This window comes from Acinetobacter tandoii DSM 14970 = CIP 107469, from assembly GCF_000400735.1.
GTDB lineage: Bacteria > Pseudomonadota > Gammaproteobacteria > Pseudomonadales > Moraxellaceae > Acinetobacter > Acinetobacter tandoii.
Genome location: NZ_KE007361.1, coordinates 113184 through 139720 on the forward strand (window position 1 = coordinate 113184; position 26537 = coordinate 139720).

22 protein-coding genes are annotated in these 26537 nt (G+C 41.2%); 6 read left to right on the forward strand and 16 right to left on the reverse strand.

All coding sequences use genetic code 11. The annotated features are described in order from the left end of the window. Window positions 1–1622 (reverse strand): hypothetical protein (locus tag I593_RS20595; protein ID WP_016166051.1); only part of this gene is annotated, 1622 nt, incomplete at its 3' end. Between the two features lie 61 nt (window positions 1623–1683). Then, window positions 1684–2631, reverse strand: coding sequence for an OmpA family protein (locus tag I593_RS02740; RefSeq protein WP_016166052.1), 948 nt, complete (start codon window positions 2629–2631; stop codon window positions 1684–1686). Between the two features lie 409 nt (window positions 2632–3040). Between I593_RS02740 and I593_RS19890 the strand changes: the two genes are divergently transcribed. Then, a protein-coding gene (locus I593_RS19890; protein WP_087554504.1) for an IS5 family transposase occupies window positions 3041–3863 on the forward strand; the annotation gives its coding sequence in 2 pieces (ribosomal slippage) (window positions 3041–3421 and window positions 3423–3863; 822 coding nt in all). A 73-nt stretch (window positions 3864–3936) separates the two neighbouring features. Here the strand turns inward: I593_RS19890 and I593_RS02755 are convergent. The 8 genes from I593_RS02755 to I593_RS02790 all read right to left on the reverse strand — a co-directional run bounded on the left by I593_RS02755 (window position 3937) and on the right by I593_RS02790 (window position 12490). Next, window positions 3937–5175 carry an HlyD family type I secretion periplasmic adaptor subunit gene (locus tag I593_RS02755; protein WP_016166053.1) on the reverse strand — a complete coding sequence of 413 codons (1239 nt, stop codon included), beginning with the start codon at window positions 5173–5175 and terminating at the stop codon, window positions 3937–3939. A 38-nt stretch (window positions 5176–5213) separates the two neighbouring features. Then, window positions 5214–7499 (reverse strand): type I secretion system permease/ATPase, encoded by a 2286-nt coding sequence (locus I593_RS02760; RefSeq protein WP_016166054.1) that lies wholly within the window; start codon window positions 7497–7499, stop codon window positions 5214–5216. A gap of 87 nt (window positions 7500–7586) precedes the next feature. Beyond that, on the reverse strand, window positions 7587–8843 hold the full coding sequence (locus tag I593_RS02765) for a TolC family protein (RefSeq protein ID WP_016166055.1): 1257 nt from the start codon (window positions 8841–8843) through the stop codon (window positions 7587–7589). A gap of 627 nt (window positions 8844–9470) precedes the next feature. Continuing rightward, window positions 9471–9707 carry an acyl carrier protein gene (acpP, locus tag I593_RS02770; RefSeq protein ID WP_016166057.1) on the reverse strand — a complete coding sequence of 79 codons (237 nt, stop codon included), beginning with the start codon at window positions 9705–9707 and terminating at the stop codon, window positions 9471–9473. An 87-nt stretch (window positions 9708–9794) separates the two neighbouring features. Continuing rightward, a complete protein-coding gene (gene fabG, locus I593_RS02775; protein ID WP_016166058.1) occupies window positions 9795–10529 on the reverse strand; it encodes a 3-oxoacyl-ACP reductase FabG in 735 nt (244 codons plus the stop codon). Beyond that, the gene (gene fabD, locus I593_RS02780; protein WP_016166059.1) at window positions 10526–11512 is read right to left on the reverse strand and encodes an ACP S-malonyltransferase; all 987 of its coding nucleotides are present in this window, start codon (window positions 11510–11512) and stop codon (window positions 10526–10528) included. Before fabD ends, fabG begins: the two co-directional genes overlap by 4 nt. Window positions 11513–11673: 161 nt before the next feature. Continuing rightward, window positions 11674–11856 (reverse strand): 50S ribosomal protein L32, encoded by a 183-nt coding sequence (rpmF, locus tag I593_RS02785; RefSeq protein ID WP_004279227.1) that lies wholly within the window; start codon window positions 11854–11856, stop codon window positions 11674–11676. 76 nt (window positions 11857–11932) lie between these two features. Then, window positions 11933–12490 (reverse strand): YceD family protein, encoded by a 558-nt coding sequence (locus I593_RS02790; protein ID WP_016166060.1) that lies wholly within the window; start codon window positions 12488–12490, stop codon window positions 11933–11935. A gap of 97 nt (window positions 12491–12587) precedes the next feature. Between I593_RS02790 and I593_RS02795 the strand changes: the two genes are divergently transcribed. The 5 genes from I593_RS02795 (at window position 12588) to rluB (ending at window position 16808) form a co-directional block, all read left to right on the forward strand. After that, window positions 12588–13250, forward strand: coding sequence for an elongation factor P hydroxylase (locus I593_RS02795; protein ID WP_016166061.1), 663 nt, complete (start codon window positions 12588–12590; stop codon window positions 13248–13250). A 77-nt stretch (window positions 13251–13327) separates the two neighbouring features. Beyond that, on the forward strand, window positions 13328–13945 hold the full coding sequence (locus I593_RS02800; RefSeq protein ID WP_016166062.1) for an L-threonylcarbamoyladenylate synthase: 618 nt from the start codon (window positions 13328–13330) through the stop codon (window positions 13943–13945). A 342-nt stretch (window positions 13946–14287) separates the two neighbouring features. After that, complete coding sequence (locus I593_RS02805) at window positions 14288–15079, forward strand: segregation and condensation protein A (protein ID WP_016166063.1); 792 nt, start codon at window positions 14288–14290, stop codon at window positions 15077–15079. Next, window positions 15076–15660 (forward strand): SMC-Scp complex subunit ScpB, encoded by a 585-nt coding sequence (scpB, locus tag I593_RS02810; protein ID WP_016166064.1) that lies wholly within the window; start codon window positions 15076–15078, stop codon window positions 15658–15660. The genes I593_RS02805 and scpB overlap by 4 nt, the downstream gene beginning before the upstream one ends. A 41-nt stretch (window positions 15661–15701) precedes the next feature. Next, on the forward strand, window positions 15702–16808 hold the full coding sequence (rluB, locus tag I593_RS02815) for a 23S rRNA pseudouridine(2605) synthase RluB (RefSeq protein WP_016166065.1): 1107 nt from the start codon (window positions 15702–15704) through the stop codon (window positions 16806–16808). Window positions 16809–16972: 164 nt separating this feature from the next. Here the strand turns inward: rluB and I593_RS02820 are convergent, their stop codons facing one another. From I593_RS02820 to I593_RS02845, 6 genes are read right to left on the reverse strand one after another with little or no spacing between them, the layout of a single operon-like run. Beyond that, a complete protein-coding gene (locus I593_RS02820) occupies window positions 16973–18691 on the reverse strand; it encodes an ABC transporter ATP-binding protein (protein WP_016166066.1) in 1719 nt (572 codons plus the stop codon). 13 nt (window positions 18692–18704) lie between these two features. Then, entirely contained in the window at window positions 18705–19847 is a 1143-nt protein-coding gene (locus tag I593_RS02825) for an ABC transporter permease (RefSeq protein WP_016166067.1), read from the reverse strand. Window positions 19848–19854: 7 nt separating this feature from the next. Further along, complete coding sequence (locus tag I593_RS02830; protein WP_016166068.1) at window positions 19855–20793, reverse strand: ABC transporter permease; 939 nt, start codon at window positions 20791–20793, stop codon at window positions 19855–19857. 11 nt (window positions 20794–20804) lie between these two features. Continuing rightward, entirely contained in the window at window positions 20805–22820 is a 2016-nt protein-coding gene (locus tag I593_RS02835) for a M3 family metallopeptidase (protein WP_016166069.1), read from the reverse strand. 24 nt (window positions 22821–22844) lie between these two features. Further along, window positions 22845–24653, reverse strand: a complete 1809-nt coding sequence (locus I593_RS02840) for an ABC transporter substrate-binding protein (RefSeq protein WP_016166070.1) — start codon at window positions 24651–24653, stop codon at window positions 22845–22847. Window positions 24654–24666: 13 nt separating this feature from the next. After that, complete coding sequence (locus I593_RS02845) at window positions 24667–26391, reverse strand: ABC transporter substrate-binding protein (protein ID WP_081401216.1); 1725 nt, start codon at window positions 26389–26391, stop codon at window positions 24667–24669. Window positions 26392–26537: the final 146 nt, after the last annotated feature.

Genomic DNA, 26537 nt, shown 5'->3' on the forward strand with positions numbered 1-26537 from the left:
GCACCGACCGTTACACTGAGGCTGTTACCATCAGCCAGATCCACCGTGCCTTTAAATAACAAGGTATTATCATTGGTGATGAAGTCATCTGCGGTACCTGAGTCGTTGGTGATCGAATCAAAGGTTATTGTGTAGCTTGAAACATCTGCTTTAGCTGTATCACTATCATTCGCAGTATTGTCAAATTGATCTGTACCCACTGAAGTGACGGTGCTTCCATCTTTTACAGCCTCCATTCCAATAGTAACAACACCTGTCACAGGATTAATAATCACACCAGTTGGTGTACTGTCTAAACTCCAAACTCCACTTGCACCCTTAGTTGCCGTTAGAATCACAGGATTATTGGATTCATCAGTATAACGAATAACCTCTTTAATATTATCTGCACCAGGGGTGACTGTTACAGAACCACCTACCAGCGCCAATACATCAGGTTTATCTGCAATTAAATCTGTACCTTGAGGATCGGTCTCATCTGCTTTGGCCGTATCACTGTCTGTCGCAGTGTTGTTATATGCATCAGTACCCACGGACTTAACGATTGAGCCATCTTTGACTGCATCTGGACCAAGTGTAATCAAGCCCGTCGCAGGGTCAATTGCAACATTACTTGGGGTTTTATCCAGACTCCATTTACCATCCGCCCCTTTTGTTGCTGTTAAAGTCACAGCATTATTAGTTTCATCAGTATAGGTAATAACTTGCTTAACATTGTCTGCGCCAGGTTTTGATGCAACCGCACCTGTCGCCAAAGCAATGACATCAGGTGTATCTGCCAAAGTTGGAGTACTATCATCCACCTTAGCCGTATCGCTATCAGTCGCGGTATTATTACTTGAGTTGGTTCCCGTAGAAGTTACCGTGCTGCCATCTTTCACAGCATCCATACCGATAGTCACCAAACCTGTTGATGAATCAATACTTACACCTGTTGGGGTTTTATCTAGACTCCATTTACCATCCGAACCTTTTGTTGCTGTTAAGGACACGGAATTATTAGATTCGTCGGTATAGGTAATGACTTGTTTAACATTATTTGAGCCAGGTTTAACCGTAACTACACCACCATTTAAAGCCACTACATCAGGTTTATCCGCAGATGGCGCTGGTGTACCACCTCCACCTCCGCCGCCACCTCCTCCAGCGGCTAAACCGACTAGAGGAATTAAAGCAAGTAACCAATATGGATTAAATTCATATGATGCGGAGGTTAATGGCTCACCACCCAAGGCTTGCGCAACACTGACTTGATCAGCCAGCATACTGACTGCATGTTGCTGGACACCTGTTTCAGGTACATAAGCGTAATAACTGCCATTTTCATGCAGACCAATCAGAAGATTTGTTGTTGTCCCATCCGTACCGTAATAACCCTGAATAACCAGATCAGGATCCAGCGCATTCGTACCATCATCTTCAAAACTGATATATAAATCATTACCCACACGCTGAATTTTAATATTTTCTGGCGCAAATTGAGTTGCATCATCAATCAATTCATAATTAATGCCCTTTTGCGCCTGAATCATTACAGGCTGGTCATGAGATTTAGTAACTTGCAAAGCTGAAATAATGGTTTTCGCATCATGTAATTTTATAGTGATTGTTTGATTTGGCATTTTATTTATCCTTTTCTTATAACTTGTTTTTTAAAAATCGTGAATAAATATTGAGCAATGGTTATTCAGCTTTCATTCCATAGGTCACAATTTCTACCCGTCTGTTTGGTAAGTCACATTGCTCACGTGCTGCTTTATCATTGGCATACTTCTGATCACAATCACTTACTACAAGTTCTTGCTCACCACGACCTTCAACCAAAATATTCTTTTTCATTGCCCCATTTTGAACCAACAGTGCTCGTACTGTTTCTGCTCTACGTTGTGCAAGTTGTTGATTAGAATTATCCGACCCAACAGGGTCTGTATATCCAATAACTGCAACATGGCTAATGGCTTCTTGGTCTTGGTTAATTTCAGAAGCAATTTCTGCAACATCTTTACGGCCTTGAGCAGTCAAATCATTTGGTCCAGACTTCGCATAATTAAATAATGTACTGGCTTGTAGGGTGTATTTTTTGAGTACAGTTTTGGCAGGTGCCTGAACAGATACAGGCTGTGTGCATTCTTCGTTCTCTTTGACACGCGATTTTGTAGCAACAGCTTCTTTAAGATCTGGCAACAACGCTTGCGCCTGAGTCTCTGTTAACTCTTGCACTTGTATTGCTTGATTGTTGCCTCCAACCAATCTGAAATATTGCGTAGTACCTTCTGTAAGCGATTGCGTAGAATTCAATCGACGGGCATTGGCATAGTTAAACGCACTTTGCGTATAAATTGCATTTATGTGGGTAGGACGTGAACATAACTGTAATGCTTTAAATGAGCCAGGCAATAATGACGTTAAGTAATGCCCTTCAATAAATACATTTGCTGCTGGCCCTTTTAATCCATCTTTATCACGAATAAATACAACCTGTGTATGCCTCTCTTTAATCGATTTCAGCTGTAAATAAGGTTTTGAACCAAACTGATTCCAATGTTCAAAAGGCGGCTTATTATTTGCAGTTGAACATCCGATCCAGAACAACGAGCACCCAACCACCAATATTAATCTTTTAATACTCATAATACCCACCTCTGTTATTTTTACTTCATTTTCCTAACCCTTAAACCAAAGGGGTTTATTTTTATTCCACAAAAGCCTTAAAAAAATTAAGAGTTTATGTGATGATTTTTTATAATGCTTTTTTAAAAGAATATAAAAAAAAGAAAAAAAAACAATAGCATTAATTATAAATTTTAAAATAATATGAACCAGTTCACATATTTTTCAGATAGATGAATTATATTTTTATATTAATTATTTTTGAATAAAAAATAGACAACAAAACTTTATAAACATGACATAAAAATCAATACCATATAATATACATCTAAAATATATATTAACTTATTAAAATAATAGAAGATTAACCCAATTCTGGTTCATTTATTAGATCTCTTGCGAAAGTAAAAACCACCTCAATATAAATTTCATGAGATATCAGAAATTAAATCGTTTTTCAGATTCTGAATTCAAACGCTTGGTTGGCGTACCTCGACAAGTTTTTACTGAAATGGTAGAGGTTTTAGAAAAAGCAGAATCACTCAAAAAGAAATCAGGTCGTCCTCATACTTTAGATATAGAGGATCAGTTGTTATTAACTCTCAATTACTTACGGAACTACAGCACTCAACTGGAATTAGCGGCAAATTACCATATCGCTGAAAGTAATGTGAATCGAACCATTAAAAAGGTTGAAGATGCATTGATGAAATCAAGACGTTTTACTCTGCCAAAACGAAGCATTACCACAGCAGACGAACACTTTAACTGGGTCATTATTGATGCGACAGAATGTTCAATAGAACGTCCAAAAAAAAAATCAGAGTAAGTTCTACAGTGGTAAAAAGAAGAAACATACGCTAAAAGCACAAGTGATCTATCATCCGAACAGCAAACAAATCATAGGGCTAGATATATCGAATGGCAGTCAGCATGATATTAAATTGGCAAGAAAAACGGTTAAGAAATTCAAACATTGTGAATATGTTATGACCGATTTAGGGTACTACGGATTAGAGCAAGATGGCTTTAAATTATTGATGCCAATAAAGAAAAAGAAGAATTTACCCTTATTTGATGTTGAGAAAAGGTACAATAAAATGATTGGAAAAATACGAGTTGTGATCGAACACATTAATAGTCAATTGAAAACATTTAGAATATTAAGTGAACGCTATCGAAATAGACGGAAAAGATTCGGTTTACGCATTAACTTAATTGCTGCACTCGTAAACCGGATAAACTTGCAATAATGACTTTCGCAAGAGATCTATTCTAATAACAAAAACCCTATTAAAATATAGAGTTTCTGCCGAAAGAATACCTTTATCTCTCTTGTAAAGCCTGCTTCATTCGAGTGATTGGTTTTATTAAATATTGAAATATAGTTTTTTCTCCAGTCTTGACGTCTACACTGGCAATCATGCCGGGAATAATTGGCATGGTTTTACCATTTTTATCCGTCAATGAATTTTGGCTGGTTTCAACCAAAATACGATAATACGCTTCATCTGGATTGAGATTTAATTCACTTGGTCGTGTTTTATCTCTCAAAGTATCGGGACTAATTAAAGTCACCTTCCCCTCTAAACCACCATATAAGGCATAGTCATAAGCAGTAATTTTCACAATCGCACCAAGCCCTGGATGAACAAAAGCAACATCTTGCGGTCGGATATAAGCCTCAACTAATAATTTGTCATTCAGCGGTACAATTTCCATAATATCTTGCCCAGCCTGTACCACACCACCGACCGTATTAATCTTGATATTTTTAACAATGCCCCTTAGTGGTGCTCGAATGAGTGAACGATCTACAGGGTCCGCACGCATTGCCATATTTTCTTTGGCTTGTGCCAATTCTGACTCAACCCGTACCAATTCATTATTGGCATCCGCTGCATATTGATTGCGCTTTTCATTAATTTGCAAAGCCAAATCTGAAGATTGACGTCGCATACGTAGCAACTCAACTTCAGACATCACCCCCTCCGCGACCATAGGTGACGTAATCGAAATTTCACGATCTAGCATCGCCTTACTGGTTTGAAGTCCTGCAACAGCGTCATCTACTGCACGACGACGTGCAACATATGCTGCACGTTCACGATGTTTTAAAGATTCACTAATTCCATCAGGAAACTTGATTTCTGTTCCATAAGATTCCGCGCTTAAACGGGCTGACATTGCTTCAAGATTGGCAACTTTTGCCTCACTTTCCCTTAAGATTGCAGAACTTCGGGTATCATCCAGACGAAGCAAAATTTGTCCTTTTTCAACAATATCCCCTTCTTTTACCAACATCTCTTTGATTGTTCCAGGGTCTAAACTTTGCAAAATCTGCTCACGACTGGTTGGAATAACACTACCTTGACCACGTGTCACTTCCTCTACATGACTGTGATAAGCCCAAAAAACAAACACAACCATAAATACAAATAACAACCCAATTGTCCAAAACAAGCCCGTATGCCTTTCCGTTTGTAAGGCAGCATTCAAGTCATTCAACAATTCCAAGTCTTTCGACTGAACCCGTTCTGCGGGTGGGTTTCGATATTCTTCCATATGCCTCACTTACGTTGATGTCGATTTGTTTGACACGACTACTCAACATTTATTTTTTCTAATTGCGTATTATTCGTATGATTTTGTACAGATGATGCATGATCTGGTTTGATCACGATGGTACGACCTTCTTTTTGCCCCGTGGTTACTGTCGAACTTGGTTGTCCTGTCGTAACCGTTGAGTTTTGTGTTGTTGCTGATTTCGCCTGCTCATTTAAAGCGAGTTTCTTCAGAACTTCATCTCGCGGGCCATCCATGACCACCTGACCTTGGTCAATCACCACAACACGACTCACAATACTCAGAACTTGAGTCCGATGCGTCACCACCAACAAAGTTTTGTCTTTACACCACTGATGCAATGCTGTCAGTGTTTGTCGTTCAGTTAACTGATCTAAACCATTGGTTGGCTCATCTAATAACACTACACGTGGGGAACGTAATGTTAATCGAGCCAAGGCTATAATTTGTTTCTGACCACCCGAAAGTCCTAAACCATCCTCACCTAAAGGCATATCCAAACCACGCGGATGATTTTGAATTAAACTGTCCAGACCAAATCGTTTCAATGCCAATAACAACTCTTGATCTGTAGAAAAACCATCTTGTCGTGACAAATCCAAGTTTTCACGTAATGTCCCCAGAAACAAACGGGGTGCTTGCCCTAAAAATGCGACCTGATTGCGTAAATAATTTGGATCTAACTGTCGTAAATCCACACCATCTAACGTGACATTCCCCTCTAGTGGCTCAAACATACCGCTGGCGAGTTTTAACGTAGTAGTCTTACCACTGCCAATTTTCCCTAGTATTCCTACCTTTTCTCCAGGCGCAATATTTAAATTCAATCCCTTAAGTACTGGAGGAATATCCTGTTGATATTTAAAACTCACGTTTTGAAATTTAAGTTCGCCATTCACTTGATCTAAGCTGATATATTGCCGATCTGGATGACGTTCAATTTTACGTTCAATAATGCTTTGCAGGCCTTGTAAACCAATTTTAGCTTGCTGAAAACGAATGGCTAAGCTTGAGATTTGCGCCAAGGGTGCCAAGGCACGCCCCGACAAAATCACTGAAGCCATTAAAGCCCCCATCGTAATTTTATGATTTGGGTCTGGACTATGAATTAAATAAGTTCCGACAATCACCAATATCACTGTGTTTAATTGCTGAATGGCAACAGAAAAATTAACCACAAAATTACTCAAATCTCGAGTTTTAGTACTCGAAGCAGCAGTCTTAGCCGTGTAATAATCCCACTTTTGCTGTGCCCAACTGGTTGCATTATTGGCTTTTAATGTTTCAATCCCTTCAATTGCCTCTACCGCCAAACCTTGACGTTGTGACGACTCTTTCATTGATTCGTTGATATATCGCGCTAAAGGTCTTTGTGAAAGCAGACCAACCAACATCACGATTGGAATTAAAATTAAAGGAACCATTGCCAACGTTCCACCAATCATCCAAATCACGGTAATAAAGAGCAAAAGGAAAGGTAAATCGACTAATACCAACAAACTTGCACTGGTCATGAACTCTCTGACAGATTCAAATTCACGTAGGTTATTGGCATAAGAACCCGATGAAACAGGACGCTCCGCCAAATCCAAACTCATCACACGACGAAAAATGGCTGAACTGATAATTAAATCAGCTTTTTTACCCGCTATATCTGTCAAATGCCCACGGATCATTTTTGCGGCAAACTCAAAGCTAATCGCCAAAATTACCCCAATACTGAGCACCCAAAGCGTTTCATAAGATTTGTTTGGAATAACTCGGTCATAAACATTCATGACATACAGAGAACTGACCAATACCAAAAAGTTAATAACAAATGTCGCTAAAATCACTTGCGAATAGTAAGCTCGAAAACGCCAAATGACTTTCCAAAACCATGCTTTAGGCAAGTGATACTCCGGTAACTCAGAACGTAAGTCACTGGTCAGTTTTGGTTTAATAAACCAACTGTATCCCAAGTACAATGCTGATAGCTGCGAATGATCAATTCTTTGCTTTAAACCATCAATTTGTTGTAACTCATAAACCCGATCTGCTCCGCAGCCATGAATTTGAGTAATAACAGCAGCTTCATTTTGCTGCAAAACTATAACTACAGGCACAGCCAATGCAGGAATTTCATGTAGTGCTTTTTTACTTAGCGTATTTTCAAAACCATGGCTTTTTAATACTTCAATCAAAGAAGGATAGTTGACATTTAAATTTTGGTCATGCGTCACCTGTGCCATCAAGGTAGCTACAGGTAAAGGGCTTCCCAATAGTCGGGTTGCCAAAGCAATATGCTCTATTATGGATTTCATTCTCTTTATGTCATCCTATTCTAATAACTTGACCTTTAGGTCAATTACGCATGATCCACATCCGCTTTGGATCAGCAGTCTTTATTATTACTGCCTTGCCCAATTGCTAATGTTGGCTTGAGCACGCAAATAAGCCAACGCTGCCATTCGATAATCATTCTGTGCAGTCACATAAGCCATTTCGACCCCAGCCAATTCGTTATAGGCATTGAGCACATCTATCAGGCTTTTACGTGCAATTTTAAATTGCTTTTCATTGTCACTGACCACCTTACGTGAAGCGAGAATTTGCTCTTGCGAAATATTCATTTTTTGCCGACTCTGAAACATATCAATTTCTGCAGTACGTGCCCGTTCTTCAATATCCCTTTGAATTTGATCAAGCCGTGCTTTTGCTGCTACAGCAGATTGCCCACTTTGTTCGACAGAATATTTCGCTCCCCGATTCAACAAATCCCATGACATATTCAGATACACTTGACGGTCTTCAGTAGTCACGTTCCCCTCCAAGTTAACACTTGGATAACGTTTTGCTTTACGGTACTTCACCTCAGAACGAATACTCTCAAGCTCGGCTTCCTGAGCCAAATAAGATGGGTGCTGTGTAACTTCGGTCAATTGATAACGCGATATAAATTCAGACGGCGCCAGACCAATAAATGGATCACTCAGCGTATCCTGATCAATCACTTCAGATGAATATTTTTTTAGATGACTCAGTGCAAAACCCAATTCACGCTGCAAGCTACTAATCGTGTGTTCTACCTGCATTTGACGAGCACGTGCTTGTGTGAGTTCAGAGCGGCGTCCTGCATCATATTGCACAATCACACTAATATCTTGCGTAAATTTATTGTGACGTTCCAAACTTCGCATCTGTACAGCAAGTGCTTCATAGACATTAAGTGCTTTCAAATATTCAGAACCGATGTTGTAGCCTAGCTCTTCCGCAGTCTCATCAATTTTCTGCTCAAAATACTCAGATTTTTTTTCATCACGATCTACCTGAGCAGTAATTGCACCAAATGAATAAAGGTTCAGACTGCCCTTAACCCCTGGTGTAAAATCTTCACTCACATAATCATATTGACTCTTATGAGATTGACCCAAAATTTGGTTGGCAGTCAAAGCCAAGGTTGGATAATGTAATGATTTTGACTCTTTTACTCTGCTTAATGCTGCTTCTTCATTTGCTTGTGCTTCCAACATCATTGGGTCTTGCTCCAAAGCTGTCTTTAACAACGTTTTTAATTGAACCGCATAAACTGAACTACTACATAATAATGTGACTAGTAAAGCAATTCTTTTATGCCAAGTCATTTCTTGCACTTTCTTATTTCGCATTCTCATATTTTTACTTTAGATATTTCTTATATCCACAGAACACTGTGGCTTATCTCTCACAGAGAATTTTAGCAATTAAATTCAATAATTTAACTACATTATTTCAAAGTACAATATGAATAAAATTATTAAGAAAATATTAATAATTAAAAGAATTTACAGAGATTTCTATGAGTAAATAAAATTTTAAAATCGATTTTGATTAATATTTTTAAATTAATCAGTATAAAAATGCGTACTGGTTAACTAAAATTAATATTTATTTATTCCATTATACATATATATATTCATTATTATTTATTTCCATCAATATCATTTTCCACAATTATTAAATAAAACTTAAAAACATATAAAACTGTACTTTAATATCTACATTATTTGTTACAAACAAACCAACTACAGCGCTCAACTTTAATACTAAGTACATCTCTGCTCTAGTCTTAAGTCTTTTCATTATCTTATATTCATAAATTAAAATTAAATTTTAAGAAGTACGACCTATATTTGTAAGTATATTCACTTACCTAAAAATGCTTATAACATTACTTCCAAAAACTCAGTATATACAGACATTAAAAAAGCCACCTAAAAGGTGGCTTTTCTTTCAGCAGCGCTGAACATCAACAATTAACCAAGTTTCTTAGAAACATAGTCAATTGCAGATTGAACTGTAGTGATTTCGTTAGAATCTTCATCAGGAATAGTGATGTCAAAATCATTTTCGAAAGACATTACAAGTTCAACTAGGTCTAGAGAGTCCGCACCCAAGTCATCCATGAAAGATGCTTCGTTTTTGATCTCTTCTACTTTAAGACCCAATTGTTCTGCAACCGCTTGTTTAACGCGTTGTTCGATATCGCTCACAGGAATTCTCCTCATTGCTTGTGGCGTTTTTAAATGCCGTTAGTTTAATTGAAACTCTAATTTTTTGAAAGTTTATCCATCAGCTAATTAGCTCATGTATAAACCACCATTTACGTGTAAAACCGTACCTGTAATATAACTTGCCTTCTCAGAAGCCAAGAAACTTACAGCATTCGCGATATCTTGTGGTTCACCTAAGCGCTGAAGTGCCACTTGTTCGCTCATTTTTTTACGAATTTCTTCGCTTAACTGTTCTGTCATTTCTGTTGCAATAAAACCTGGTGCAACTGAATTCACAGTAATTTGGCGGCTACCCATTTCTTTTGCAAGACTGCGGCTGAATGCCTCAATGCCTGCTTTAGCAGCTGAATAGTTTGCCTGGCCTGGGTTTGCGAAATGTGCAACCACAGAACTGATATTAATAATTCGTCCAAAACGCGCTTTGGTCATGCCTTTAAGAACACGTTTTGATAAACGGTAAACTGCTTTTAGATGAATGTTCAGAATATCATCCCAGTCATCTTCAGACATACGCAACAACAAATTATCACGGGTAATCCCTGCATTATTTACAAGTGCAAGAACTGGACCATAATTTTGTTCGATATCTGTAACCAAAGCATCAATTGCAGTGCCATCACGCACATCAAGCACTTTACCTGCACCATTTTCGCCAAATGCTGCTGATAATTTTTCCGCACCCGACTCAGAAGTCGCAGTACCCACTACAAAATAACCGTCTTGAATCAATTGTTGAGCGATGGCAGCACCAATCCCTCGACTTGCGCCTGTCACTAAAGCGACTTTGCGTTCTTGTGTCATGCAATTTTTCCTTCTGCCACTAAAATGGCATTCAGTGCATCCTCCATACGACCTTTCGCATCGATTGGGAATGCTTTTTCTATATTTGGCAAACGTTTCGCAAGATTGGCAAGCACATTACCAGGACCACACTCAACAATAAATTGAATACCCTGATCTTGCACAGACTGCATCGTCTTGGTCCATTGCACAGATTGGTACAATTGTGCAGTCAATGCCTGACGTAATTGCGCCACATCTGTCGCGATTTCCGCGTTGACATTTTGTATTACAGGAATGCTAGGTAGCTCAATGGCAGTTTGTTCCAAAGCAAGTGCGAATTGCTCGGCAGCTGGTTTCATCAACGAACAATGTGATGGTACTGACACAGGAAGCGCAATCGCTTTGCCTGATTGTTCTTTTGCAATTGCCATCACCGCTTCTACAGCAGCTTTTTCACCCGCAATAACCACTTGGCCTTGTGCATTATAGTTTGCTGCTTCTACCGAACCCTCACCTTGTGCTGTGACTTCAGCACACAACTCAAGAACTCTGGCATCTTCTAGACCCAAAATCGCGGCCATGGCACCTTTGCCTTGAGGCACTGCATTTTGCATAAGCTTGCCACGCAAGTTTACCAACTTAACAGCATCACCCAATGACATTGCACCAGCGGCAACCAAAGCACTGTATTCACCCAATGAATGACCTGCGAGGTATTTAGGCGCAACACCACCCAACTCCAACCACACACGCCATAAAGCGATACTGGCTGTAAGCAATACAGGTTGTGTAAATTCAGTTTGGTCTAAGCCTTCACCGCTTTGGGCAATATGCCATAAATCAAAACCAAGGGCTTCAGAAGCTTCCGCGAACGTGTCACGAATACCACTAAACTGTTCAGCAAGTTCAGCCAGCATGCCAGCTTTTTGCGAACCTTGACCTGGAAACACAAATGCAGTTTTTGTTGCTTGAGCTGCTTGTTCGAGTGGTCTAGCAGACATATAAAAAATCCTTTATGTAGTCACTGCTCATTCATGGAGCGGAAATTTAACACTTAATTTTGTTTTTGGTAATTGCGAAATACAACAAAAATCGAAGGCAAAAAAAAGGGAGCTTACGCTCCCAATTTTTTCATTAAGCTCATCACTTAATGCTTCATCAATTATTCAGCAGATGCTTTAGCGAATAATTGACGACCACGGTAGATACCATCTTTAGATACGTGGTGACGACGGTGAGTCTCACCAGTAGCTTGGTCTACAGTTAATGCATTCTCAGTTAAAGCGTCATGTGAACGGCGCATGTCACGGCGAGAGCGACTTTTACGGTTTTGCTGAACGGCCATGATGGCTCCTTACAAATCGAAAAATATGGATCAGAACAAATTCAGTTGTCTTATACGGAAGAGTATAACACAAAAATTAGTTAAGTTTACCCTTCAAACTTGCCAAAACATCAAACGGGTTATCCCGTTTTTCTTCAACAAGCTCTTCAATGGCAGGTTGGTGCTTATGTTCACAAGCATCATGCTTAGGAGACAAAGGCATCAACAATAACAATTCATCTTCTATCAGAGAGAGTAAATCAGCCGTCGCAGGCGCATCATAGCTACCTTTCGTCGTTGCTTCACTTTCACCTAAGACGATGAAATCAGCATCCTCATCCAAGCGCTCTATCAGTGACTCATCATCCACTAGAGCTAGATGAAAATCTGAAACGAGTTCAATACTAACCGCGTCTAAACAACGCTGACATTCCATTGGAACAGTCGTTTCAACGTGACCATCTAACCACACAATGCGATGATACGCATCCATTGATAGCTTACAGTCTATGTTAATCAATTGATCATCAATTGATCCAACAGCTTCACGAGCGATACGAGCAAAGCGAGACAATGGCAGGGTACCTGACCATGTAAAGCCTTGTTCAGCCCATTTAAACGGCTCAATCTGTGCCGGAAAGGTATTTGCTGACATAATTAAGGCGGCAATTCTACAAATTCATCAGTACTCTGTCAAAGATTAAGATACAATTTTGTACTTATTTAGACAGACCATTTTGGGTAACACAGTCATGCATCTGTTGCAGCCGCAAACAGAAGTGAATAAAAAATCACTTGTTAGCACACTTTCAACTGTTCATTTTGACATTTCACCAGACCAAGTGCAACGTTTGGAATGGGCGAATTTACAGTCAGAAACTGAACAAGTTGACTGGCTCATCTTACACTTTAATTACTGGTTTTCCCACCTTAATGTGAATTTGATTCGTGGCGAAGATGAACCTGAATATTTTCCAGCGACAGAGCAACAGCCCGCACGTATTCAATTTGCCCATGGTTTCTTTAATAGTGCTTTACATGAAATTAGCCATTGGACGATTGCTGGTGAACAACGTCGCTTACTCCCAGATTTAGGCTATTGGTATGCTCCCGATGGTCGTACACAAGAACAGCAAGCTTTATTTGAACAAGTAGAAATTAAACCACAAGCAATTGAATGGATGTTTGCCAAAGCTTTTGGTCGAAAATTCCGTGTCTCTCTCGATAACCTGACTGGTGAAGGGGGTGATGGTTTAACTTTTAAAGATAATGTATATGCACAAGTACAACGTTATTGTTCTGGAGAAGTGGCGCTACCACGAGATGCAAAATACTTTATTGACTGTATCTGTGCGTGTACAAGAAGTGGCAAAACATTACAAAGTGACGAGTTTCAACGCGAAATGCTGGACTAATTACAGAAATTCATCAAAGTTACATGACAACATGTTGTAATTTCAGCAGATAATATCTAAAAAATCAGGAGAAAAATATGTTGCACTTAAGAATACATCCTGATAATCCACAACCGCGCTTAATCAGTCAGGCAGTGGAACGTATTCGCGCGGGTGATGTGGTGGTTTATCCAACGGATGCTGCTTATGCGATTGGATGCCAGATCGGAAATAAGAATGCAATGGAACGAATTTCACAGATTCGTGGCTTAGGGCCAAAGCATCAGTACGCGATTATTTGTTCAGATTTATCCGACATTGCTACCTATGCCAAAGTCGATAATGCCATGTATCGTTTACTCAAAAATAATACCCCTGCTGTGACCACTTTCATTTTACCAGCCACCAGCGAAGTACCTAAACGCTTGATGCACCCCAAAAAGAAAACCATTGGTCTGCGCATTCCAAGCAACCCAATTTGTCAGATGCTACTGAAAGAATTAGGTGAACCTCTACTCACCAGTACCTTAATCTTACCTGGGAGTGCTGACCCACTCGATGATCCCTATGAAATTGAGATGCAACTGGAAAAACGCATTGATGTATTTATTGATAGCGGCTTAGGTACCTTAAGCACCACCAGTATTGTGGATTTATCTGGAGACAGTCCTGTTGTCATTCGTAAAGGCGTAGGCGATGTCAGCGCTTTTGAATAAGTTGAACCATCAGGTGGCGAGTCTCAACTCAAGGCTCTCCCCTTGATCGAGTGATTCTGTTTTAAGCCTAATTATCTTATTTTATTGTTCTTTCATAAGCTTGCTCTCATCAATGCGAATAAAAGATAGCCTTGACGTTCATCACAAAAATAAATACTCAGTATTTATTTACCGCTTTTTTTGTTATTTGATTGGTCAAGTAATGTATTCATCACCGAATATGCATTACACTAAGGCCTATTAAAATTATGTATTTTTTAATCACCTCTACTTTCTCCCCTAAGTACTGATTCAAAAAGCACATAATCATGCCTTTGAAAATTCGCGTGGCCAATAACTGTAATGAATCAATCCGTCCATAATGCTATGGAAGAAACGCCGCACATCCGTGTTCTGGATGAATGGCAAGACTCCATCCCTGAGGATTTATATATTCCTCCTGCCGCATTTGAAATTCTCTTGGAGCATTTCGAAGGACCACTCGACTTTTTAATTTACCTGATTCAAAAAAATGGCTTCGACTTATTACAGTTAGACATTGCACCCATTGCAGCCCAATATCTTTCTTATATGGATGCCATGAAGTCATTAAATATTGAGCTGACTGCTGACTATATGGTGATGGCCGCTTTATTGGCAGATTTAAAATCTCGCTTGTTGCTCCCGAAACCCACCAGTATTGCTGTTGAAAAAGACCCAAAACAAGCGTTGATTGATCGCTTAGAAACTTATCTTCGTGTCAAACAAGCAGCTGAACGCTTGGGGCAAATGAGCGTGCTTGAGCGTGATACATTCGAGACGAATGTGAGTCTGGGCGATGTCGCAGTCCGTCATGAAGGCTTTTCCGTCAATCTTTTGCATGATGCTTTGTTTTGCGTGTTTAACCGCCCAGAACCAGTAACCCACAAAATTGAGCAAGAACCCGTATTGCTTGAAGAGCGAATTGCATTTATTGAAGAAAAGCTGCAAGCAGGTGAAGTTCTCGATTTTATTGAACTACTCAAACCTAGTCAGGGGCGTATGGGTGTGGTTGTGACGTTTATGGCTGTACTGGAACTGACCCGTCAACAACGTATTCAAATTGTGGGTTCAGGCATAGAGGCGCCTCTTAGTGTCCAAGGAGCACACGTATGAGTGAAGCTGATCTATTTTCTCAATCCGAAATTCAACATGAAGTGTTGATGCAACTGGAAGCTATTATTTTTGCGAGTGATGCACCAGTTTCTTTGGCACGTCTAAAAGAAGCCTTTCAAGATCAATACTCCAAGTCTGAACTTCGTCAACTGATACAACAATTAATGGTCTTACAACATGGTCGCTCTATTGAGTTGGTAGAAACTGCACAAGGTTTCCGCTTTCAAGTACGCGCCAAGTATCGTCAAATTATTAGTCAAACTTGGCCTGAGCGTCCAACCCGCTTGTCGCCTTCTCTGCTCGAAATCTTGGCGGTGGTGGCTTACCACCAACCCGTGACTCGTGCGGACATTGAACAAATTCGTGGAGTTTCTAATAATAGTCAAATATTAAGAACCCTATTTGACTGGAACTGGATTAAAGAATCTGGTTTTAGGGAACTCCCAGGAAGACCCGCGTTGTTGGTTACAACGCCACAGTTTTTAAATGCATTTGGCCTAACATCGATTGGTCAATTGCCTCCCCTACAGGATGCCAAGGAAGCTTTTATGGCTCTCGATGCGCAAGCACCGAAGTCGTAAATAGGTGAACTGTTGATGATAATTTCTAAGGTTATGCTGTCATGAGTGAAAAATTGCAAAAGGTACTCGCACGAGTTGGTCTCGGCTCTCGCCGTTATATGGAAGAGGTCATTGCTGCTGGTCGTGTGAGTGTCAACGGTCGTGTTGCTCAAGTGGGCGAACGTATTGAGCCAGGCGATGAGCTTCGCATCGATGGTCGTAAAGTGCAGTTCCAAATTGAAGATGAAATTCGTCGTCGTGTTCTGATTTACTACAAGCCAGAAGGTGAAATTTGTTCACGTAACGACCCTGAACAACGCCCAACCGTATTTGATAAATTGCCTAGCATTACCAATGATCGTTGGGTTATGGTGGGTCGTCTAGATATTAACTCTACAGGCTTGTTGCTGTTCACAAATGATGGTGAACTTGCAAACCGCTTAATGCACCCATCGAATGAAATTGAGCGTGAATACGCTGTACGTGTTATGGGCGAAGTTACTCCACAAATCCGTAACAACATGCTGCGTGGCGTGGTGTTAGACGATGGCCCTGCAAAATTTGAATCATTCTCTGAAATTGGTGGTGACGGGATTAACCGTTGGTATCAAGTGGTGGTGAAAGAAGGGCGTAACCGTGAAGTTCGTCGTATTTTTGAATCTCAAGGCTTGAAAGTTAGCCGTCTATTACGTACTCGTTATGGCACTGTCATTTTACCACGTGAATTACGTACAGGCCGTTGGATGGAACTCGATAGAGCTGACATCGACAATTTAACTAAATCAGTTGAACTTAAGCCACGCCAAGGTACAGGTCTATTCGGTATGGCAAAACGCCGTACTGAACGTATGCAAGAAAAACCAATGGCAGCACGTCGTGGCGGTTTCTTACGTCAGCAACGTCGTGACAATGAAGATGAAGGCCAACAAGCAAAGCCAGCATTCAACCGTGAACGTCGTGAAAACCCAAATGGTCATACTCACCGCCGTCAGGACAATGCACAAACAGGTTATGCTCAACGTGAACCACGCCAAAACTCTGGTTATGCACAACGTGATAGCCGCCCAGAAAACTTTGGCAACAAAGGTTCATATGGCCAACGTGATACTCGTGATGAACAAGCTCCACGTAAGCCATTTGGCGTAAACAAAGGCTTTAAAAAGTTTTAATCATTCAAGTTAAAATTTGAGCCACTTTCGAGTGGCTCTTTTTATAGGTGATGTATGCAGTGTAATAAGACCGCTTTCAGTTATGGTGCACGAAGAATCTCCCAATCGCCCATAAAAAACGCCCAATCTAGTGAGCGTTTTAGTTATCCAAACTCAGTGATTGATTAAACACCCTTGGGTATAGCACTGAGCAAGCGTTGAGTATATTCATGTTGTGGCGACTGATACAAATCATCTGAATTGGCAATTTCGACGATATCCCCATGATTCATGACCATGATTTGATCAGAAATATATTTTACCACTGACAAATCATGTGAGATAAAAATATAACTCAAGCCAAATTCATCCTGTAAATCTTGCAGCAAATTCAAGACCTGTGCTTGTACAGAAACATCCAATGCCGACACCGATTCATCACAGATCAAAATTTCAGGCTTTAAGGTTAGGCAGCGTGCAATCGCAATGCGCTGTCGCTGTCCACCCGAAAACTCATGTGGATAACGATGATATGCCGATGCGGGCAAACTGACTCGCTCCAGCAGATCCAAGGCGATTTTTTTGCGCTCAGCATCATTGGTGCCAATGCCATGCACCTGCATCGGCTCCAGTAGAATTTGTCCTACCGTAAAGCGCGGGTTGAGCGATGCATAAGGATTTTGGAAAATGATCTGGATTTTACGTTGAAACTGAGCAAACTGCTTGTCTGACATTGCCAAGATATCTTGACCATAAATTCGAGCCGTTCCACCTGTTGCTTGTTGCAACCGCATAAGTAATAGCCCAATGGTAGTTTTACCTGAACCTGACTCACCCACCAAGCCTAAAGTTTTGCCTTTCGCCAATTGAAACGAAACACCTTTGACGGCTTGAAACTCATCTTTTCCAAACAACCCTTTTCGACTATAAAATGATTTTTTTAAGTCTCGAACATCCAGAATGATTTCTTCATTGCCCTTTAAGCCCCGTTGTCGCTGTACAGGAGGCTTTTCAGTCACCACTTTTTCTATCCAATCCTGACCTTGTTGCTGCATAAAGTCACTGATCATCGGCAAGCGGAACGGGCGTTGTGACAGTTGCGGACGACATTGTAGTAAAGCACGAGTATAAATATCTTGTGGCTGCTCCAAGACTGATTTTACTGCGCCTTGCTCACGAATTTCCCCATGTCGCATTACAATCACTTGATCGGCAATTTCACCCACCAATGCCAAGTCATGGGTAATAAACAGCATCGACATATTACGGCGTTGCTGTAAGTCTTGTAATAAATCTAAAATTTGCTTTTGAATGGTCACATCGAGTGCTGTGGTGGGTTCATCCGCAATCAACAACTTCGGTTCACAGGCAATTGCCATCGCAATCATCACACGTTGTTGCTGCCCCCCCGAAAGTTGACTGGGATAAGCATCTATTTTGGTTTCAGGAGAAGGAATACCCACTTCTTTCAGCAACTCCAAAGCACGTGCTCTGGCTTGCTTACGTCCCATTGCCAAATGTAGTTTGAGTACTTCTGCAATTTGATCGCCCACAGTAAATACAGGATTCAGCGAAGACATCGGTTCCTGAAAAATCATGGCGATGTCTTTGCCACAAATTTTTCGCATCTCTGCACGTGATAAGGTCAGTAAATTCACGCCTTCAAACACAATTTTACTTTCTGCCGAAATACGGCTTTGCTCTGGGGGCAATAAACCCATTGTCGCGAGAGATGTTACCGATTTACCACTGCCCGACTCACCCACTAAAGCAACTGTGGTATGCGCTGGAATTTCAAATGATATTCCCTTCACCATTTCGGTGTACTGTTTATTTTCCCCCTTAAAACTGACTTTAAGGTTTTCAACTTTTAATAAGATTGAGTTTTGTTTTGATTCAATCATGTTCATACACCTCTTATTTTAGTTTTGGGTCCAGTGCATCACGTAATGCATCGGTAAACATGGAAAATGCCGTGACCAAAACAGCCATCGCAACCGAAGCTGCCGCCAGTTGCCACCATTTACCTAAAATCAATTCACTTTGGGCCTCATTCAGCATACTGCCCCATGACACAACGCCCACAGGCACCCCAAAACCCAAGAAGCTGAGAATGACTTCGGACTTAATAAATGCCACCACAAGAATCGAGATTTGCACCAAAGCAATATGACTAACATTCGGGAAAATATGGACAAACATACGTCTAAAATGACTGACCCCAATGGCTTTGGCAGCCAGTACATATTCACGCGAGGTATGTTTCATATACTCAGCACGAATTAAACGATAAACACCCGTCCAACCTGTTAAACCCAGAATCAATACTATCGAGACAATCCCTTTTTGCTGTAGTACCGCTGCAATGGCTAAAATCAGTAACAGATAAGGAATAGAAGTGAAGATGTTATAAAACCAGTTCAAGACATCATCGACCCAGCCACCAAAATAACCTGAAATTGCCCCAAGTACCGTCCCAATCAGCACTGCCAATAACGCAGCCACAACCCCGACAATAATGGATGTTTCTGCACCTTTAATGGTTTTTTGTAAGACATCCTGCCCCCATTTGTCCGCACCAAAAGGAAGAGTTTGTTTTAATTCAGCCTGTTGATCGAGCAAATGCCCATCCAATTGCTGATCGATCGCTTTCATGTCCTCTGCTAAGGGATCAACCACGCCGTAATAATCTATCGCGCCACCAGTACTTTGCTCTTTGGCAATTTCAGTATTGAGTTCACGAATCACATCTTTTAAAGGATCAGCAGGATTTTCAGGCAAAGCCTGTGATTGAGTAGCGACTTTTTCGGTTGTATCACGGACAGCATCTGCGCCCATAAAGGTGGGTGGCGCATAGCTAACAGCGACTTCTTTATTCCAGTTGGAGGCAATCATTCCTGTCATGGACAGCAGTAACATCACGAAATAACACAGCACCACAAACAATGAGATCATGGCGATACGATCTGCCTTTAAACGGTGCATCGCCAGTTGCCAAAGTCCAGAAGAAGTGGTTTCTGCTCTATCCAGTGCTTTTCTTTTAAATATCACACTTAACATAGTTCACCTACTTCAACTGTACGCGAGGATCGACTAGCTTATACACCAGATCGGCAATCAGGTTAAAAATCATGGTAGCTGCTGCTACATAAACCGTGATGGCTTTAATCACAGGGAAATCACTGCGTTCGACTGCAATAATGACTTCCCGCCCAATGCCGGGAATACCAAAAAAACGCTCAATCAAAAATGCCCCAATCAACAATGCAGGTAAGGTCGCCATAACATCGGTAATAATCGGGATAGAGGCATTCCGCAGTACATGCACGCCAAGAATACGACGCTCTCCGACCCCTTTGGCACGTGCTGTGCGCACATAATCCTGATTCACTTCATCAAGGACAAAACTACGGTAGAGTCTTAAGGTCGGTGCAATACTGACCACCAGCATGATTAAAATCGGCAGTAAGGCGTATTTAATGAGGTTTTCACTAAAACGATCACTCCAACCTTGCACGGGGAACCAACTGAGTTGATAAGCAAATACATACTGAAAAACAATGATATACACCAAAATACTGATCGACATGCCAATCGTACACATCATCATGACCATACGATCCGTTAGCGTGCCGCGCACCGCAGAAACCGCCAATGCCAAAATAATCGAGATCACAGTTTGTAAAATCGTGAGCGGAATGAGTAAGGTCAGTGACGGACCTAAACGCGTGGTGATAATTTGTGAAACAGACTCCCCCGTACTCCAGCTCAGACCATAATCAAAGGTCAAAATCTGTTTGATGAAAATCCACAACTGTACATAGTAGGGTTGATCGACGCCCAACTGTTGACGAATATTTTCAATCTGTTCTGGATTGGACATTTTGCCTGCCAGAATATAAGCAGGATCTCCGCCCACCCAGTTAAACAGAAAGAAAATTAGCAATACAACTCCGAGCATGGTCGGAATCATTTGCCATAGGCGACGTATAATATATGCCAGCATCTCGATGTCCCCTATTTAACCCGTTGGCCAGTAATTTCATCGAAAAAGGCTTTGTTGTCGGGTTTGCGACCCAAGAAATCTTTCACCAAGTCTTCCGCAGGTTTCTGGCCGCCTTGAGATAAGATGGTTTGGCGATAACGTTGCCCCACTTCTGGATTATTCAAATTCTTGCCAAAAGCAGAAAGCATGTCTAAAGCAAGCACTTCAGACCACATATAGCCGTAATACCCCACTTGATAGCCGCCCATGATGTGCCCAAACTGCCCAGGAAATTCCGTGTTGGGTACATAGCCGAATGCGGTTGAGCCTTCCATTTTCTTCCAGACATCTAAGGGCTGTACCTTCAAAGCATTACTGCCATGTAGTGCCATATCATATTGGGCGTACAAAGTTTGACGGGCATAATGCAGGCCACGACCATAACTGTGTACTGCATTCAGTTTGGCAATCAACTTATCGTCAACTCGTGGACATGCAGGTTGACAATAATCTGCCACTTTCGACAATGTTTCTTTGCGTCTCGCCCACTCCTCATACATTTGCGAAGGGGCTTCAACAAAATCACGTTCTACCGATGTGCCTGATTGGGCTGAATAGCGAGTAGTCGACAAAATGCCATGCAAGGCATGTCCGAACTCATGCACAAAGGTTTCCAGTTCATCACTATTTAAGCCTTTGCGGTTAAAGTTGGTGACCAAGGCTGAAATCGGTTTACGCCCCGTTAAGCTGCTACCCCCATATACCCCCCATACAGCAGCATGTCCGTATTTTCCTTCACGTGGGAATTTATCGACATACAATCCGCCTAAGAGTTGCCCAGTTTTCTGATCGGTCACATCGTAATATTCAACTTCGTTTTGCCAGACATCAACTTTGGCAGGTTTAAATTCAATACCATAGAGATTGGATGAAATAGCGAATAACCAGTCCTGTGCGGCTTGAGTTGGGAAATATTCCCGCATTTTTTCTTGGTCGATCTGATACTTAGCTTTACGCAGCTTTTCACTCCAATATGCCTCACTCCAACGCTCTATTTTGGCTTGCGCTAAGGGGATATTTAAGGTTTTCGCTTGAAACTCGCGCAGTGTATTCACTTCTTTTTGTTCTAAAGGTGCAACCGTCGCATGTACATCTGAGAGAAACTTGTTCACAGCTTCCAGCGTTTCTGCCATACGTTTATGTAACGCCCACTCCGCATAACTGGATTTACCAAACAATTGTGCCAATTCATAACGCAAGTCCATGGCTTGTTTCAGCAAGATCAAATTACGCTCACCCCCACGGCGAGTATAGGCAATTTGATAACGCTTACGAGCAGCATCGTTGTCTGCCAATTCCATGAAAGGACGATATTCTGGATATTCAAAACCGAGTAAATAATTGCCTTGGTCATTTTTCTTTAAGGTATCGATATAGCTTTGTGGCAATCCTTTTAATTCGGCAGGTGTAAACTCTAGCTTTTGCGGATTATCACGCACATTACGTGCATATTCCTGCTCAATCTTTGCTAATTCTGCCAAAATCACTTTTAAACGTGCTTGCTTTTCGGCACTTAACTGAATCCCTGTTTTTTCAAAATCATTGAGTAAATCTTCCCGAAACTTGCTATCAATCGCATCACTGGCTTGAGTGTTTTTAATTTGTTGATACAGTTTCGGATTTTGATAAATATCGGTTTGGAACTGACTAATCTTGATTTCACAATCTTCAGCCGCTTTACGCAGTGCCGCATCTGGAGAAACATTGCTGTATAAGCCAATAGGCCCATAAAAATCTTCAAACGAAGCAAAAATACGATCCCATTCTGCCAGTACAGATGCGGCATTGTTCTGTGCCGACATCGGCTTAGCTTCAAAGTTTTTCAACTGCTTTTGAATGTCTTGAATTTTGGCATCACACAGGGCAGGAATATCTTGGGCTTGAAATTGCGGCAAGGTCTGACGCGTGGAAGAGTCTGCAAAAGTGAACTGCTGTACAGCGAAGGTCAAAACACTGAGTGTGGTCAATTTAAAGATCGGGTGATTCATCATTACTCCAGTTTTGTTTAATTTCTATTTCTTCATGTCAATATCGATGTACATCCATTCCGCAGGCAAAATCGGATGCTTTTTAAAACCAATCACGCGGGGCTGAGCCAAGACATTACGATAACGCGCACCAATAATTTGTACGGGCATATACACTTCGAGCAACCGTGACATTTTCCGATACAATGCATCTCGTTCTGGACCAGGCGGCATTGTTTGAGTTTGTTCATACAAACGGTCATATTCAGGAATTTCGACGCAAGCATTGTTGGTCACGTTGATATTTTTGCCATAGAACAACTGCATAAAGTTGTCGGCATCTGGATAATCCGCAATCCAAGCTGAACTTTTAAACATGGTCTTGCATTGCTTTTCTAACTTCAATGCTTCTGCAAATGGTAAGGACTGGGTGCTCATTTTAATTTTGATACTATCCAGCGTTTTCTTCCAAAATTCTGCCTGTTGTTGACTCCGCGCACTATTACCCGAGATCGTCATATTAATTTGCAAAGGTTTACCATTCGGCAAAGTGCGCCAACCATCTGCACCGACTTTATAGTGATAGCGGTCTAACAGTAGATTGGCGGCTTTAACCGAATAAGGAATACTGCTTTTATAGTTCGGATCATAGCCCACCACGCCATTCGGAATGGGAGCTTGTAGGCGTTGTGCATCGCCTTTTTGTAAAATATTGATGTAGTTATCTGCCGAAAAGGCCATCGCCATGGCACGACGTAAAGCGATTTTGTCTTTACTCATACCGCCCACGACTGGGTTTTGCATATTCCAATAATGGTAATCAATCGAAGGGTCTGTAATCCGCGACAGGTGTACGCCTTTTTTTGCCAGCTCAGGTTTGAGTTTGCCATTTTGCAAAGCTTGAACGGTTAATTCTCCATCCAAAGCAAACAGATCAATTTCATCTTTAATAAAAGATAACCAACGTGATTGCCCTTCTTCCATCACCTGAATATCAATCACGCCAATTTGTGGCATTTTTTTGCCTTGCATGGCTTTGACAATTTTCTGATCTTCTGCTGTAGAAGCCTTAAAGTTCCAGACAAAACTACGAAAATCAGGATTGGCTTTCAAAATAATGCGGGAACCAGGCGTCCAGCGAGTCAGCAGATACGGCCCCGTCCCGACAGGGTGCCCCATCACAAAACCTGCTTTATCTCGATACTTCTCAATCACTTCTCGTGCCACAGCACCCGCAGGTTGATGTGCCAGCAACATCGGAAAATTTTGATCAGGACTAGTTAAACGTATCACCAAAGTATATCGGTCAGGCGTTTGCAAACCTGCAACGGGTTGATCGTAATTAAACTTGCCTGTTTTCGCCGCCTGTTTCAGCACCGCATCCATCCCTAAAATACGCCCATCCAGTAACCAACTGTTCGGAGAACGCAAGTTCGGATCAAGCAAGCGTTTAAAGGTATACACATAATCTGCCGAAGTTAGTTCACGCTTTTTGCCTTTAAAGACTGGATCTGCGGCAAAATAAATGCCCTTTTGGATACGAATGGTATAGGTCAAACCATCGGCGCTGACTTCTGGTAAAGCAGCTGCGGTACGTGGAATCAACTTTGCAGGCGATGCCAAATAATCGTAGGTAAACAAAGTTTCAAAAATTGAACCGTTGACATGTGCCGAGTACAAATCATGCACACCTGCGGGGTCAAACCCTGTTTCAGCGACAGGGAATACATAACGTAAAACTTTGTGCGGGTCGGCAGGGCTTTGTGCCAATAAACTCATAGAACTTGAGATTAAAAGGCCACCGACCAATACCTCTTTAAGCCAATACCGATTTTTTTTATTCAACTGTTTCATTCTTTGTCCAAGCTTATTTATTTTTTACAGGCTGTATATCTAAATATTGCCAGTTGGTATTCATCATTGGATGGGCTTTGAAACCCTGAACCTGTGAATGCAACAGCCAGTTGCGAATACGGCTACTATGAATAATCCATGGATTATCCGCTTCGATTTGACGGCTTAATTTTTCGTAATACGATAAGCGTTGCTGTGGTGGTAAAGCTAACATTTGCTGATACAGCGCATCATAACTTTTGGATTGATAACAACTTAAATTGCCCTGTGCTGAATTCGGCCCATACAGCAACTGAGCAAAATTTTCCCCTTCGGGATAATCAGCAATCCACGCTCCTCCCCACAGCATATATTTGCATTGGGTTGCGGCTTTTAAGTTGTCGGCAAAATTACTGACCTGAAAATCAACGCGAATACCTATTGCATCCAGATTCTTTTTCCACAGTTCAGATTGCACCACGGAACTGGAACTATTTTCCGTCATAAACTTTAAAGTGAGTGCTTTGCCATTGGGTAAAGTCCGATAACCATCTGCACCTTTTTTATAGCCAAAACGATCCAGTAGTTTATTGGCCAAGACAGGGTTATAGGCAAGGCTACTGCGATAATTCGGATTGAAGCCCTGCACACCGTCTGGAACCAGCATTTCAGACCGAACCGCCTGTCCCTTATAGAGTTGTTTAATTGCTTCGTCTTGATTAAATGACAAAGTGATTGCACGACGTAAAGCAATTTTATCTAGACCAAACCCACCAACAGTGGGATCTTTCATATTGAACATGGTGTAGGTAATTTCGGGGTCTTTATTGGGGTAGTGCTGAATCCCTTGCTTCACCAATTCAGGTTTGAGCTTCTGACCATCCAGTGCTTGCGGCACAGCATTCGAGGTTAATTTGTCAAAGTCGAGCTGCCCTGTTTTAAATGCCAGCCAGCGCGATTGTTCTTCTTCAATAATACTGACCTCAACTTTACCAATTTGCGGCATCTGTTTGCCTGACATTTCTTGTACCAATCGATTATCCCAAGCACTACCTGTCGATTTGAAATTCCAGACAAAACCACGGTAATATGGGTTAGCGGTCAATTCAATTTTACTCCGCGGCACATACTTACTCAGTTGATACGGTCCAGTCCCGACAGGATGCTGTGCAATACGATCCCCATAATATTCAACGACTTCACGTGCTGTGGCACCAAAAGTCACATACGCCAGAATATATTGAAAATTATAATCAGGACGGGTCAAAGTAATTTGTAAAGTATAGGGATCAAGGGCTTTTAAGCCTGCAATTGGAGCATCGTAATTAAACTTTCCCGTTTTCTTGGCCAGTGCATTGGCTTGATTGCCGCCTACAATTTTTCCATCAATGAATGAATAGGTAGTCGAACGATTTTTCGGGTCTAAAATACGTTGAATGCTGTAAATATAATCTTGTGCTTTGAGTTCACGACGCTGCCCCTTAAACGCAGGATCGGGAGAAAAATAAATTCCTGGCTTAATCTTAAAGGTATAAACCTTGCCATTTTGCTCAATGCGCGGCAAAGTCTGTACCGTATTCGGCACCAACTGTACAGGGCGAGCTAAATAATCGTATTTCAGCAAAGGTTCAAAAATAACCTCAGCTATTTTTCCACTGTAAAAATTGTAGGTTTTGACCATATCAAAACCATCATCAGGTGCTTCTATCGCCACGTGTAAAATCTTGTTGGGCTGTGCAGCAGCCTTGGCTTGCACCATACAGCCCGATGAAATCAACAGGGTTAAAATGGCTATTCTTAATTTTTTGGCTTCCAATTTTTACCTTTCCTGTGCTGCTCGCTTAAGCGCTGCGTCATGCATTATTTTTAAACTGATGTGTTTATTGTTATCCATATTCCATTTAA